The following is a 12,110-nucleotide window of genomic DNA, read 5'->3' on the forward strand; positions in this document are numbered from 1 at the left end:
TTAGCCGTTACCGCTTCAAACTACCCAAAATCCCGCGCACGATCGCGCGTCCCACTGAGGTCGCGACCGAGCGGGCGGCACTTTTCATCGCCGCCTCGATCACCGTTTCGCGCTGGTAGCCGGTCTTGCGTGTGCCGCCATTGCGCGAGCCGGTGGAGGCCGGTGCGGGCTCTTCGTCGCCGAAGCCGGGCAGGCGCCAGCGTCCGGAGGCGTTGTCGGACTGGTTGGCGGCATTTTCCTCTTCCGCGCGCTTGGCCGCCTCGGCTTCCGCCACCTTCTGGGCGCGGGCGGCGAGGATTTCGAAGGCGGATTCCCGGTCGATATCCTTGTCATATTGGCCGGCGACGGGGCTCACATCGATCAGAGACTTGCGCTCCGTATCGGTGAGCGGCCCGACGCGGCCCGATGGCGGGCGCACGAGGGTGCGTTCCACGATGGAAGGCGCGCCCTTGTCATGCAGGGTGGAAATCAGCGCCTCGCCCGTGCCGAGCGTGGTGATGGTGTCGGCGGTGTTGAAGGCCGGGTTCTGGCGGAAGGTGTCGGCGGCGGTGCGCACGGCCTTCTGCTCGCGCGGCGTATAGGCGCGCAGCGCATGCTGCACGCGGTTGCCGAGCTGGGCAAGAACGGTTTCCGGCACGTCGAGCGGGTTCTGCGTCACGAAATAAACGCCCACGCCCTTGGAGCGGATAAGCCGCACAACCTGTTCCACGCGTTCCACCAGCACCTTCGGCGCATCGTTGAACAGCAGATGCGCCTCGTCGAAGAAGAACACCAGGCGCGGCTTTTCCGGGTCGCCGACTTCAGGCAGTTCCTCGAACAGTTCCGAGAGCATCCAGAGCAGGAAGGTGGCGTAAAGGCGCGGGTTCATCATCAGCCGGTCGGCGGCGAGAACTGAAATGGTGCCGCGACCATCGGTGCCCACACGCATGATGTCGGCGATCTTCAGCGCCGGTTCGCCGAAGAAATTGGCGGCACCCTGCTGTTCGAGAACCAGCAGCCCGCGCTGCAGCGAGCCGACCGAGGACTTGGAAATCAGGCCGAACTGGTTGGAGAGCTCAGTTGCATTTTCGCCCATATAGTTCAGGAGCGATTGCAGGTCTTTGAGATCGAGCAGCGGCAGCCCGCCCTGATCGGCGATCTTGAAGGCGATGTTGAGCACGCCTTCCTGCGCTTCCGAGGCATCCATCAGCCGGGCGAGCAGCAGCGGCCCCATTTCGGCGATGGTGGCGCGCACGCGATGGCCTTTTTCACCGTAGAGATCCCAGAAGATGACGGGCGACTTGCCGTAAGAAAAATCGGTGAAGCCGATCTGTTCGGCGCGTTTCTGCACCCAGTCTTTCGCTTCGCCCTCGGCCGCGATGCCGGAAAGGTCACCCTTGATATCGGCGCAGAAGACAGGAACGCCGGCCTTGGAAAAACCTTCGGCGAGAACCTGCAGGGTCACGGTCTTGCCCGTGCCCGTCGCGCCGGTGATGAGGCCATGGCGGTTGCCGAATTTCAGTTCCAGATATTCGCCCTTGTTCAGGCTGTCGTCCGGATTGCGGCTGGTGCCGATATAGAGCTGTCCGTCCTGCAACATCGACCATTTTCTCCTGCGGCTGATGCATGACCCTTAAATCGCAGTGGATTTTGCAAAAGTCATGTCCGAATTAAAAGCGTAACTGGCATTCCGTGGCCTTTCCTCGCGGAAGCGGCCTTTTCATAGTTTGGTTGTGATGATCTTATAAGGACAGTTTCGAGGCGCAACAACTGCTTGATGGCGATGAATAAAAAGCGCTTGATGAAAGTTGCCGCACCTATCCGTGGCCGCTTGAATGCGGCATGAGATTGTTTTACGTTGACGTTAACGTCAGTTATTCGATGTTGGCGTCGTTTTTCAACAGGAGGCAAGAATGAACGAAATCATTGATCAGATCGCCGCGAAGGCAGGTATCGACCCTCAGCTGGCCGAAAAGGCCGTTGGCATGATTCTCGGTTTTCTCCAGCGCGAAGCGGCCGACGGCCCGATCGCCAAGATGATCGAAGCCATCCCGGGCGCCAGTGATCTCGTGGCGCAATATAACGGCGAGGGCACCGGCAATGGCGGCGGCGGTCTGCTGGGCGGACTGATGAGCGCGATCGGCGGCGGCGGCATCATGGGTCTCGGCCAGCAGTTGATGAGCCAGGGCATCGGCATGAGCGAGATTTCCACGCTCGCCAAGGAAACCATCGCCGTTGCCCGCCAGCACGCCGGTGACGAGACCGTTGACCAGGTGATCGCCTCGGTTCCGGGCCTCAGCCAGTTCGCATAAAGCGACATTAATCCATTGCGGGGCGCGGTGGCTGTTCTTTGAACCGCCGCCGCGCCTCTTCTATGTCCGCATGGTGCGTTTCCGCCCAGATCCAGACGCCGCAAAAAGCGCTGCCGAGCGTGCGGCCGAGATGGGTGAGATCATAATCCACATGCGGCGGAATGACGGGATGCACGGTACGGCGCACCAGCCCGTCGCTTTCCATCTGTCTCAGCGTTTTTGTCAACATCTTCTGGCTGATGCTGCCCACATGTTTGCCGATCTGCGTGAAACGCAGCGTGCCGTGCTCTTCCAGCACTTCCAGAATGAGCATCGTCCATTTGTCCGCCACCTTGGCGATGATGTCCTGAACCAGCGCCTCGATGACCGGATCGGTTTCCGTGGGCGGCGGAACCTTGCGCCGGCTCTCGATGGCCGGGTCGGCGGCGTGCCGTTTCATTTTACACTCTCCTTTGGGTAAGTATAAATCTTTTGGGTGCCTACTTTCGATTGGAGAGTATCATAGCTAACTTCCTTTCAGCCAACAAGCAAAGGATGCTGCAATGAAAATCACCGGCAACACCATTCTCATCACCGGCGGCGGTTCCGGCATCGGCCGGGCGCTGGCGGAAGCGTTCCATCAGGCTGGCAACAGGGTCATCATTTCCGGCCGCCGCAAGGCCATGCTCGGCGAGGTGACGGCTGCCAATCCCGGCATGGCCTCGGTGGTGATGGACGCGACGGACGCCGCAGGCATCCGCGCGTTTGCCGAAGCTCTGGTGAAGGCCCATCCGAGCCTCAACGCCGTCATCAACAATGCCGGCATCATGCGGCCGGAAGAGATCGCCGCCGCGCCGGATTATCTGGAGACGGCCGAAGAAACCATCGCCACCAATCTTCTCGCGCCCATCCGCCTGACGGCGGCGCTTTTGCCGCATTTCCTCAAGCAGCCCGCCGCCACCGTGCTCACGGTGTCCTCCGGCTTGGCCTTCGTGCCCATGGTGCTGACCCCCACCTACAGCGCCACCAAATCGGCCATCCACGCCTATTCGGTCGCGCTTCGGGAGCAGCTGAAGGAGACGCCGGTGGAGGTCATCGAAATCGTGCCGCCCTATGTGCAGACGACGCTGATGGGCGAGGGGCAGGCCAGTGACGAAAGGGCCATGCCGCTCGACGCCTTCATTTCCGAGGTGATGGATATCCTCAAGAACCGCCCGGATGAGAAGGAAGTCGTGGTGGAACGCTGCAAGCCGCTGCGTTTTGCGGCGCAGAACGGCAATTTCGATCAGGTCTTCGCCATGATCAACCATATGCATCCTTGAGTGCAGGTGTCTGTCGCACAAGGACATCCTGTGATAGCGTCGCGCTCTTTCCCGTGGAGCGCGCGTTTTCATGGCCCAAGGCCGGTTCCTGATGCCGAAAACCAGCATGCCCGGTGTCGCCGCCGTGGTGGCGGATAGCGATCGTTGCTTTCCGCGCCATATGCATGATCAATTCGGCATCGGCCTCATCGAGCGCGGCGCGCAGAAATCGCTCTCCGGCCGTGGCATGGTGGAGGCGGGCGCCGGCCATGTCATCACCGTCAATCCGGGCGAGGTGCATGACGGCATTCCGCTTGGAGAGGGTGGCCGCGCCTGGCGGATGCTCTATCTCGACATCGATATCGTTCGCGACGCCATTGCCGATGTCTGCGAGAAGGATCATGGCTCTTTCGAATTTGCCTATCCCGTTGATGCAAGGCCTTTGGCGCAGCGGTTCAACGCTGTCTTTTCCGCCGTCACTGCGAAGGAACGGCCGGGCGCAACCCTGCATGGCGATGAGACCTTGCTGATGCTTCTGGCGGCCGCGATGGAGACGGCGGCGAAGCCGGGCGAAATCGCCGCACCCGAGAATATAAAGCGGGCGAAAAGCCGCATCGATGACGACCCTTCCCACCCGTTCCGCCTTGCCGATCTGGCCGGGGAGGCCGGCATGAGCCAGTTCCGCTTCCTGCGGGCCTTCGCCAAAGCAACCGGCCTGACACCGCACAGCTATCTTCTCCAGCGGCGTGTCCATGTGGCCCGGCATGCGCTGGCCAGAGGCACACCGCCCGCCGAAGCGGCCTTCATCGCCGGTTTTGCCGATCAGAGTCATCTGAACCGGTTCTTCGTGCGGCAATTCGGGGTGACGCCGGCGGTTTATCGGGCGGCGACGGGCGGCTGAACGTCGTTCTCTTCCGTCATGCCGGACTGGATCCGGCATCCAGCCACGGCGCGTCTGCGCCGTGAAAAGAGTCTTTTGTGGTCAAGGACTTGACCACGCTGGACCCCGGCTCGGGGGCCGGGGTGACGGTGTGCGGACGTGGCGCTGCAATTTCATCCAAGACACCCACCCCACGCACCCTCATGCTCCCGTCCTCCACCCACAGGACACACCCACACCATGACACCCGAATTCCTCATCACATCCTTCATCGTCGCAGCCTCTCCCGGAACCGGCGTGGTCTACACGCTGGCCGCCGGTCTTTCGCAGGGGGCGAGGGCGAGCGTCATTGCGGCTTTCGGCTGCACGCTCGGCATCGTGCCGCATCTGCTCGCCGCCATCACCGGGCTTGCCGCCATTCTGCACACCAGTGCGCTGGCCTTCGGCATCGTCAAATATCTGGGAGTCGCCTATCTCCTCTACATGGCGTGGAACACGCTGCGGGAAGATGGTGCGCTGAAGATCGACGATACGAGGGAGCCTCAGAAGGCCGCCCGCGTTATCGGCGAGGCGATCCTCATCAATCTGCTGAACCCGAAACTGTCGATCTTCTTTTTCGCCTTCCTGCCGCAATTCATCGCGCCGGATGAGGCTTTGCCGACATGGCGCATGGTCGATCTCGGGCTGATCTTCATGGCCATGACGTTTCTGGTCTTTGCGCTTTATGGCTGCTTTGCCGCCTCGGTCCGGCGCCAGGTGATATCACGCCCGGCGGTCCTCGCCTGGCTGAGGCGCAGCTTCGCGGCCGCTTTCGTGGCGCTGGGTGCGAAGCTGGCCCTGACCGAGCGATAAACGGGACCGAATGGCCCGTCGCCTCAGTCGTCCCAGTCGGGCGCGAGGTGGCCGGGGCTGACGATGCGGCCATTCGGCTTGGCAAGCGCGTGGATCGCCCGCATTTCCTCTTCCGTCAGCGCGAAATCGAAAACATCGAAATTCTCTTTCAGGCGGCTTTCCGTCGCCGTCTTGGAAAGCGCCACGATATCCGGCTGCTGCACCGCCCAGCGCAGGGTCACCTGCGCAGCGGTCTTGCCGTGTTTCGCGCCGATATCCTTCAGAACGGGATCGTTAGGCACCTTGCCATCGGCCATCAGATAATAGGCCGTCACCGACATTCCGTGCTTGCGTGCGGCCGAAATCACCTTCGTCTGGTCGAGATAGGGGTGATATTCGATCTGGTTGGTGGCAAGCGGCGTATCGGACAGTTTCACCGCTTCGTCAGTCAGCGCCACGTTGAAGTTGGAAATGCCGATATTGCGCGCCTTTCCGGCCTTGCGCACCGCGTTCAGCGCGCCCATGCGCTCGGCAAGCGGCACGTCACTCTTCGGCCAGTGCAGCAGCAGCAGATCGACATAGTCGGTCTTCAGTTTCGCAAGGCTTTCATCGACGGAAGCGAGAAAATCGTCGTGGCGGAAGCGGTCCACCCAGACCTTGGTGGTCAGGAAAATATCGTGGCGTGAAATGCCTGACTGAGCGATGACTTCCCCGACCGCGCCTTCGTTCTTGTAAATCTGCGCGGTATCGACATGGCGGAAGCCGAGCTTCAGCGCCTCCGGCAGAATGCGTCTTATATCGTCTTCCGGAATGCGGAAGGTGCCGAAACCGAGGGCGGGAATATTCGCGCCATTCGCGCTGACGTCATACATGGGATGTCTCTCCTGTTTGCTGAAAACATGGCCAGCGGCGGACGCCGGGCGGGAAGCCGTCTTTCATTAACTGGTGTCCGCGCAATCGGTTTCAACCCGGCGGGACGATATCACATCAGCACATAATCCACCGGGCGGGGATCGGCCGGCAGATCGGTCTCGCCCATCGCCTCGCGCAGATTGATCTCGATGGTGGTGGCAAGCGCATTGATCGGAAGCGCGTTGAAGCCGGTGCCGAAGGGGTCTTCCAGCTCGTCGGACAGGGCATCGAGACCGAAAAACGTATAGGCGATAAGCGTGCTGGTGAAAGGCGTGGCCCAGCCGAGCAGATCCGTGAAACCGAACGGCAGCAGCAGGCAGAAGAGATGCGCAGTGCGGTGAAGCAGCAGCGAATACCCGAAGGGAACCGGCGTATGGCGAATACGCTCGCACGATGCCTGTGCGGCCGTCATCTGCTGCACGGTGGCATCCAGCATCTGCAGCTGGATATCGCTGATCTGCCCCTTCGCATTGGCGGAAACCAAAGCACCGGATATTTCGCGCAGCAGCATATCCGGCTTGTTGCGGCTGCGGGCATAGGCTTCCGAAATGTCCTCGGGAATGAGACGGGCTGCGGTGGCGGTCGCTTCACCGGGGCGCAGATGCGAGACCAGCGCGTGGCAGAAGGCGATTGCAAGATCGATGATCCGCCGGCGGGCAACGGGATTGGCCACATCCTGCCGGCTCTCGAGCATGGTGCTCTGGCGTGCCAGCGTGCGCGCCACGGTCATCAGCGCGCCCCATTGCTTGCGGGCTTCCCACCAGCGGTCGTAACAGGCATTGGCGCGAAAGCCGAGGAACACCGAAAGCGCAATACCGAGCAGCGAAAATGGCGCGCCATTCAGCGCCGGTACCAGATCCGGCCGGTCCTTGTGCGCCCAGACCACCACCGTCGACAGCAGGAAAACGGCAAGCACCTGCGGAAAGATGCGGACGATGATGGAGCCGCGCAGGATGGTGAAAAGTTGCAGCAGGTTCGGTTTTGGACGAACGATCATGGTGGAGACTCAAGATGCCTGTGATGGTGGCGGGGACGCGAAAATCCCCGCGCATATTTACATGATGGCAGGTCGGGCTTGTCCACTCCTTTTTGCGCGGTTGCGCCCGGCAGCAGGCGGAGTTACGCCTCGGAGGACGTCGGCGAAATGTCGGCGACACGATCAAAATGGGCGGATGGAAGGAAATGTCGCATGTCACGCTCACAGCGGTTGCTTGATCTGTTGCAGATCCTTCGCTCCCACCGCATGCCGGTCAGCGGTGCGGCCCTTGCCGCGCAGACCGGCGTCAGCCTGCGCACGCTCTACCGCGATATAGCGACGCTTCAGGCGCAGGGCGCGGATATCGAGGGTGAGGCGGGCGTGGGTTATGTGCTGCGCCCCGGCTTTCTTCTGCCGCCGCTGATGTTTTCCGGGCAGGAAATCGAGGCGCTGGTGCTGGGTTCGCGCTGGGTGGCGGGCCGTGCCGATGCGGGGCTGGCCGAGGCCGCCCGCGCCGCGCTCGTCAAGATCGCCGCCGTGCTTCCCGATGCCCTGCGCGAAGAACTCGACAATTCCACGCTTCTCATCGGCCCCGGGCAAGCCATGGCAACCATCCGCATCGATCTCGCCGAAATTCGCGATACGATTCGCAAGGAGAGCAAGGTTGTGATGACCTATCGTGACGAAAAGGGAGAGTTGACGGAGCGGGTGATCTGGCCCTTCGCGCTCGCTTTTTTCGATCTGGTGCGGGTGGTGCTGGCATGGTGCGAAACGCGGCAGGATTTTCGCAGTTTCCGGGCCGATCGCATCGAAACTTTCCGGCTGATGGACAGTCGTTATCCCCGCCGCCGGCAGGCATTGCTGAAAGAATGGCGCGAGCGCGAAAAACAGCGGCGACGGCAGGATCATGCTGACAAAAACTGACAGCAGGCGGGTCTAGACATCGTTCATCCGCAACACAGGAGAACGACCATGACCCACCCCGATTTCACCATCCTTTACGTCGACAATCCGCCAGCAAGCACGGAGTTTTACAAGGCTCTGCTGGGCACGGACCCGGTCGAATCCTCGCCGACATTCTCCCTCTTCGTTCTTCAGAACGGCATGAAGCTCGGCCTCTGGTCGCGCCACACGGTGGAGCCGAAGGCATCGGTGACGGGCGGCGGCGGCGAGCTTGCCTTCCGTGTCGAAAACGATGCGCAGGTGGATGAGACTTTCGCCGGATGGCAGGCAAAAGGTGTCCCCATGCTGCAGCAGCCCGCGAAAATGGAATTCGGCTACACTTTCACGGCCACAGACCCCGACAACCACCGCCTCAGGGTCTATGCCTTCGCGGGCTGACGCTACTTCTTCACCGCTACCACAAACAGGCGTGGAAAGCGCAGCAGCAGGCGGCCGTCCGCCATCGGCGGATAGGCCGCCTTGATGCGCTGCGTATAATCGCTGAGGAAGGCTTCGCGGTTTTCCTCACCGGCGGCTGCGAGATAGGGGCGCAGCCCCGTGCCCTTCACCCATTCGACAATGCTTTCCGCATCCTTCATCGGGTGATTGTAGATGGTGTGCCACACATCCACACGGGCGGATTTCGGCGCCAGCGCGTTGAAATAGTCGGATGGCGCGGGCAGGGGTTTGCGCCGCAGCCTGCCATCGGCAAAGGTGTCCTTCCAGGAGCCGTTGGCGCCGGTGTCTTCCATGGCGCGATGTGTCGGTTCCTGCAGATTGTCAGGCATCTGCACCGCCAGAACCCCGCCGCTTTCCAGCTGATCCATCAACTGCGAAAGAACGGCAAGATGATCGGGCACCCACTGGAAAACCGCGTTCGCGTAAAGCAGGTCGGCCTTCTGGGCCGGCCGCCACTGTGAAAGATCGGCCTTGCCGAAATTGGTATTCGGCAGCCGGTCCGCCGCCTTGGCCAGCATGTCGTCATCGCTGTCGATGCCGGTGATGACGTTGACGCCGTAGCGGTCGGTCAGAAGCTCGGTGGAATTGCCCGGCCCGCAGCCGAGATCATAGCCGTTCAGCACCCGTTCCAGCGGCACCTGCGCCAGAAGGTCCCGGGCGGGACGTGTCCGCTCATCTTCGAATTTCAGATATTGCTGGGCGGACCATGCCATGATTTCCTCCTGCCAGAGAGCTGTAAGACCGGGAGCATCGCACGGGCGAAATGCCCCCGCCATCATCCGATGCATGAATTATTGTGATGAACCTATTCATCAACCTTTTGTTTCGCCTCATAAAACATCTTTATCGGGGCGTCGCTTTGTTATTTTCCATCAAAATCTGAAATCGCGGCAATTAAAACTTGACCTCATCAGGCGAGAGGCATTCACTCCGGCCGATTTCCAGCACATGCCCGACTGAGAGCTTGCAGCGCTCTTCATCCGGCAATGCATCAGAACAAAAAAGACGGAGCGTTTTTACCGAACGAAAACGCTTGAAACAGGAGCCTACCATGAGCGTCGATACAGCACCCCGATCAACCACCTGGACCTATGTTGACGGTCAATGGCTGCCCGGCAACCCGCCGCTCATCGGCCCGACCTCGCATGCCATGTGGCTGGCCTCGACGGTGTTTGACGGCGCGCGCTGGTTCGATGGCGTGGCGCCCGACCTCGATTTGCATTGCCAGCGCATCAACCGCTCGGCCGTTAATATGGGCATGAAACCGACCATGACGGCGGAAGAGATCGAGACCCTGGCGCTGGAAGGCGTCAAGAAATTCGACGGCAAGATGGCGATCTATATCAAGCCGATGTACTGGGCCGAACACGGCATGCCCGGCAGCGTCGTGGCGCCGGATGCCAGCTCCACGCGTTTTGCGCTCTGCCTGTTCGAAGCGCCGATGGATGCCGGCAAGCCGCTGACACTCACCGTCTCGCCGCTGCGCCGTCCTTCGCCGGAAACCGCGATGACCGACGCCAAGGCCGGCAGCCTTTACCCCAATAGCGGCCGCGCCATTCTGGAAGCCCGTTCGCGCGGTTTCGACAATGCCCTGATGCGCGACATGAACGGCAATGTCGCCGAATCGGCCTCCGCCAACATCTTCATGGTCAAGGATGGCGTTGTCCTCACGCCGGTGCCGAACCGCACCTTCCTTGCCGGCATCACCCGTTCGCGGGTGATCGGCCTGTTGCGCCAGGCCGGCTTCGATGTTCGCGAGGCGACCTTGTCGGTCGAGGATTTCCGTGAGGCCGATGAAATCTTCTGCTCGGGCAATTATTCGAAAGTATCGCCGGTCGTGAAGCTCGATGACCGCGAGCTGCAGGCCGGTCCCGTGGCGCGCAAGGCGCTGGATCTCTACATGGATTGGGCGCGTCTCGGCGCGGACGTCTGAGCCTTCAATAACTCTGTTTTCAGAAGCCGAGACGGGGGCGTCCTCGTCGCGGCTTTTATTTTGAACTGCTTGCCTGAGCGGCCTCACCGTTTCCGCGCATCCGGCAGGGCAGCGGCAAGCGCCCGCAACGGCGCGGTCATATGTTTGTCGCGCCTGAGCGCCAGCGCGATCCGGCGTTCCAGCGGCGGGTCGAGTGAGCGCCACTCAAGCTCGGATACCGCAGCTTCATGCTCCATGGCCATGCGTGGCACGATGGCAAGGCCGAGACCTGCACCCGCCAGTTTCTTGATGGCCTCGACACTGCCCAGCTCCATGGCGGGCTGCACGGCGCGGCCGCTCGCTGCAAACCATTGATCCACCAGCCTGCGCGTATTGCCGCCCTCATAAAGCAGCAGCGGCTGCCTCGATAATGTTTCGGCATTCAGTGTCTTTTCGCCGGTGCCCCGTGGAAAAACCGCGACCAGTTCGTCGAGATGGATGTCGCTGATATCAAGGCTACGGCCGCTGGCGGGCAGGGCCACCACGGCGGCATCGATGGTATTGGCCTCCAGCAGCCGCAAAATATCGTGGGTATTGCCGGTCTGCACGACGATGTCGATACCCGGCATGGCCTGGCGGATTTTGCCCAGCACTGGCGGCAGCAGGTAGATGCAGGCGGTGGCGCCCGTGCCGATGCGCAGCCGCCCCGTCACCCCGCTGCGATGTGGCGCAACCGTCTCGATGGCATGCGCCACCTCTTCCGCGATCCGCCTTGCATGGATGAGAAAATCCCGGCCGGCAGCCGTCGGCTGTGCCCGCCTGCCGACCCTTTCGATCAGTCGCACGCCGAGCTGCTTTTCCAGCAACCTGATATGCAGGCTGATGGCCGGCTGCGTCAGCCCCGCCTTGTCGGCGGCGGCGGAAAAACTGCCGAGATCGGCCACATCCATGAAGCTGCGCACCTGCCGCAGATCGAGGTCCATCATCAAAGAAAACCTTATCGTTTGTATAAGATAGATAATCTTTATTTTGATTGCGCCGCAATGCACAATGATGGCGTGAATGATCCGCAGGACAGCAAGAATGACCCCTTCCACCGTTTCCAGCCCTTTGATCCGCCCCTGTGAAGAGGCGGATATTCCAGCCATTACCGAAATTTACCGGGATGCCGTGCTCCATGGCCGCGCCAGCTTCGAGATCGATCCGCCGGCCGCCGAGACGATGGCCGAGCGCCGCCGCCTTTTGGTGGAAGGCAATTATCCCTATCTCGTCGCCGAAGCCGGCGGAAAGGTAGCCGGATATGCCTATGCCGGCGCATATCGTGCGCGCCCGGCCTATGGTGCGGCGGTTGAGAATTCCGTCTATATCGATCCGGCCATGAAAGGCATGGGTATCGGCCGCAAGCTTCTCGATGCGCTGATTGAGGACGCGACCGCGCGCGGCTTCCGCCAGATGATTGCCGTCATCGGTGACAGCGCCAATGCCGCCTCGATCGGCGTGCACCGCGCCGCCGGTTTCGAGCATGTCGGCACTTTCAAATCCATCGGCTGGAAACATGGCCAATGGCTCGATACGGTGCTGATGCAACGATCACTGGGCGAGGGTGACACCACGCCCCGTTTCTGAC

The 12,110-nt window shown here is 61.4% G+C and carries 14 protein-coding genes; 8 read left to right on the forward strand and 6 right to left on the reverse strand.

Annotation, left to right across the window (positions count from 1 at the left end; all coding sequences use genetic code 11):
• Nucleotides 1-7: 7 nt before the first annotated feature.
• Complete coding sequence (locus N434_RS09675) at nt 8-1,579, reverse strand: helicase HerA-like C-terminal domain-containing protein (protein WP_110757403.1); 1,572 nt, start codon at nt 1,577-1,579, stop codon at nt 8-10.
• Between the two features lie 313 nt (nt 1,580-1,892).
• Here N434_RS09675 and N434_RS09685 point away from each other — a divergent pair, with 313 nt between their 5' ends.
• Complete coding sequence (locus N434_RS09685) at nt 1,893-2,291, forward strand: DUF937 domain-containing protein (protein ID WP_065115117.1); 399 nt, start codon at nt 1,893-1,895, stop codon at nt 2,289-2,291.
• Between the two features lie 7 nt (nt 2,292-2,298).
• On the opposite strand, the gene N434_RS09690 is transcribed toward N434_RS09685, so the two are convergent.
• Nucleotides 2,299-2,730 carry a winged helix-turn-helix transcriptional regulator gene (locus N434_RS09690; RefSeq protein WP_110757405.1) on the reverse strand — a complete coding sequence of 144 codons (432 nt, stop codon included), beginning with the start codon at nt 2,728-2,730 and terminating at the stop codon, nt 2,299-2,301.
• Between the two features lie 103 nt (nt 2,731-2,833).
• On the opposite strand from N434_RS09690, the gene N434_RS09695 reads away from it, so the two are divergent.
• The 3 genes from N434_RS09695 (at nt 2,834) to N434_RS09705 (ending at nt 5,303) form a co-directional block, all read left to right on the forward strand.
• Nucleotides 2,834-3,592 (forward strand): SDR family oxidoreductase, encoded by a 759-nt coding sequence (locus tag N434_RS09695; RefSeq protein WP_110757407.1) that lies wholly within the window; start codon nt 2,834-2,836, stop codon nt 3,590-3,592.
• Nucleotides 3,593-3,662: 70 nt separating this feature from the next.
• The gene (locus N434_RS09700; RefSeq protein WP_110757409.1) at nt 3,663-4,472 is read left to right on the forward strand and encodes an AraC family transcriptional regulator; all 810 of its coding nucleotides are present in this window, start codon (nt 3,663-3,665) and stop codon (nt 4,470-4,472) included.
• Nucleotides 4,473-4,691: 219 nt separating this feature from the next.
• Nucleotides 4,692-5,303 carry a LysE family translocator gene (locus N434_RS09705; protein ID WP_110757411.1) on the forward strand — a complete coding sequence of 204 codons (612 nt, stop codon included), beginning with the start codon at nt 4,692-4,694 and terminating at the stop codon, nt 5,301-5,303.
• 23 nt (nt 5,304-5,326) lie between these two features.
• Here the strand turns inward: N434_RS09705 and N434_RS09710 are convergent, their stop codons facing one another.
• Nucleotides 5,327-6,154 carry an aldo/keto reductase gene (locus tag N434_RS09710; RefSeq protein WP_110757413.1) on the reverse strand — a complete coding sequence of 276 codons (828 nt, stop codon included), beginning with the start codon at nt 6,152-6,154 and terminating at the stop codon, nt 5,327-5,329.
• A 110-nt stretch (nt 6,155-6,264) separates the two neighbouring features.
• Nucleotides 6,265-7,191 (reverse strand): bestrophin family protein, encoded by a 927-nt coding sequence (locus N434_RS09715; RefSeq protein WP_110757416.1) that lies wholly within the window; start codon nt 7,189-7,191, stop codon nt 6,265-6,267.
• A 192-nt stretch (nt 7,192-7,383) separates the two neighbouring features.
• On the opposite strand from N434_RS09715, the gene N434_RS09720 reads away from it, so the two are divergent.
• Both N434_RS09720 and N434_RS09725 read left to right on the forward strand, forming a co-directional pair.
• Nucleotides 7,384-8,094 carry a helix-turn-helix transcriptional regulator gene (locus N434_RS09720; RefSeq protein WP_110757418.1) on the forward strand — a complete coding sequence of 237 codons (711 nt, stop codon included), beginning with the start codon at nt 7,384-7,386 and terminating at the stop codon, nt 8,092-8,094.
• 48 nt (nt 8,095-8,142) lie between these two features.
• Nucleotides 8,143-8,511, forward strand: a complete 369-nt coding sequence (locus tag N434_RS09725; RefSeq protein ID WP_110757420.1) for a VOC family protein — start codon at nt 8,143-8,145, stop codon at nt 8,509-8,511.
• Nucleotides 8,512-8,513: 2 nt separating this feature from the next.
• Here the strand turns inward: N434_RS09725 and tam are convergent, their stop codons facing one another.
• Complete coding sequence (tam, locus tag N434_RS09730; protein WP_110757422.1) at nt 8,514-9,284, reverse strand: trans-aconitate 2-methyltransferase; 771 nt, start codon at nt 9,282-9,284, stop codon at nt 8,514-8,516.
• Nucleotides 9,285-9,622: 338 nt separating this feature from the next.
• On the opposite strand from tam, the gene N434_RS09735 reads away from it, so the two are divergent.
• Entirely contained in the window at nt 9,623-10,504 is an 882-nt protein-coding gene (locus N434_RS09735; protein WP_110757424.1) for a branched-chain amino acid aminotransferase, read from the forward strand.
• An 83-nt stretch (nt 10,505-10,587) separates the two neighbouring features.
• Here N434_RS09735 and N434_RS09740 read toward each other — a convergent pair whose 3' ends face one another.
• Complete coding sequence (locus tag N434_RS09740; protein ID WP_110757426.1) at nt 10,588-11,469, reverse strand: LysR family transcriptional regulator; 882 nt, start codon at nt 11,467-11,469, stop codon at nt 10,588-10,590.
• 97 nt (nt 11,470-11,566) lie between these two features.
• Between N434_RS09740 and N434_RS09745 the strand changes: the two genes are divergently transcribed.
• The gene (locus N434_RS09745) at nt 11,567-12,109 is read left to right on the forward strand and encodes a GNAT family N-acetyltransferase (protein WP_110757428.1); all 543 of its coding nucleotides are present in this window, start codon (nt 11,567-11,569) and stop codon (nt 12,107-12,109) included.
• Nucleotide 12,110: the final 1 nt, after the last annotated feature.

It is taken from the genome of Rhizobium sp. UGM030330-04, assembly GCF_003208455.1.
Lineage (GTDB): Bacteria > Pseudomonadota > Alphaproteobacteria > Rhizobiales > Rhizobiaceae > Agrobacterium > Agrobacterium rhizogenes_A.

Coding starts and splice junctions, on each gene's coding strand:
- N434_RS09695 (WP_110757407.1), top strand. CDS start 2,834: ATGAAAATCACCGGCAACACCATTCTCATCACCGGCGGCGGTTCCGGC.
- N434_RS09725 (WP_110757420.1), top strand. CDS start 8,143: ATGACCCACCCCGATTTCACCATCCTTTACGTCGACAATCCGCCAGCA.
- N434_RS09700 (WP_110757409.1), top strand. CDS start 3,663: ATGGCCCAAGGCCGGTTCCTGATGCCGAAAACCAGCATGCCCGGTGTC.
- N434_RS09710 (WP_110757413.1), bottom strand. CDS start 6,154: ATGTATGACGTCAGCGCGAATGGCGCGAATATTCCCGCCCTCGGTTTC.
- N434_RS09690 (WP_110757405.1), bottom strand. CDS start 2,730: ATGAAACGGCACGCCGCCGACCCGGCCATCGAGAGCCGGCGCAAGGTT.
- N434_RS09740 (WP_110757426.1), bottom strand. CDS start 11,469: ATGATGGACCTCGATCTGCGGCAGGTGCGCAGCTTCATGGATGTGGCC.
- N434_RS09735 (WP_110757424.1), top strand. CDS start 9,623: ATGAGCGTCGATACAGCACCCCGATCAACCACCTGGACCTATGTTGAC.
- N434_RS09745 (WP_110757428.1), top strand. CDS start 11,567: ATGACCCCTTCCACCGTTTCCAGCCCTTTGATCCGCCCCTGTGAAGAG.
- N434_RS09705 (WP_110757411.1), top strand. CDS start 4,692: ATGACACCCGAATTCCTCATCACATCCTTCATCGTCGCAGCCTCTCCC.
- tam (WP_110757422.1), bottom strand. CDS start 9,284: ATGGCATGGTCCGCCCAGCAATATCTGAAATTCGAAGATGAGCGGACA.
- N434_RS09720 (WP_110757418.1), top strand. CDS start 7,384: ATGTCACGCTCACAGCGGTTGCTTGATCTGTTGCAGATCCTTCGCTCC.
- N434_RS09675 (WP_110757403.1), bottom strand. CDS start 1,579: ATGTTGCAGGACGGACAGCTCTATATCGGCACCAGCCGCAATCCGGAC.
- N434_RS09715 (WP_110757416.1), bottom strand. CDS start 7,191: ATGATCGTTCGTCCAAAACCGAACCTGCTGCAACTTTTCACCATCCTG.
- N434_RS09685 (WP_065115117.1), top strand. CDS start 1,893: ATGAACGAAATCATTGATCAGATCGCCGCGAAGGCAGGTATCGACCCT.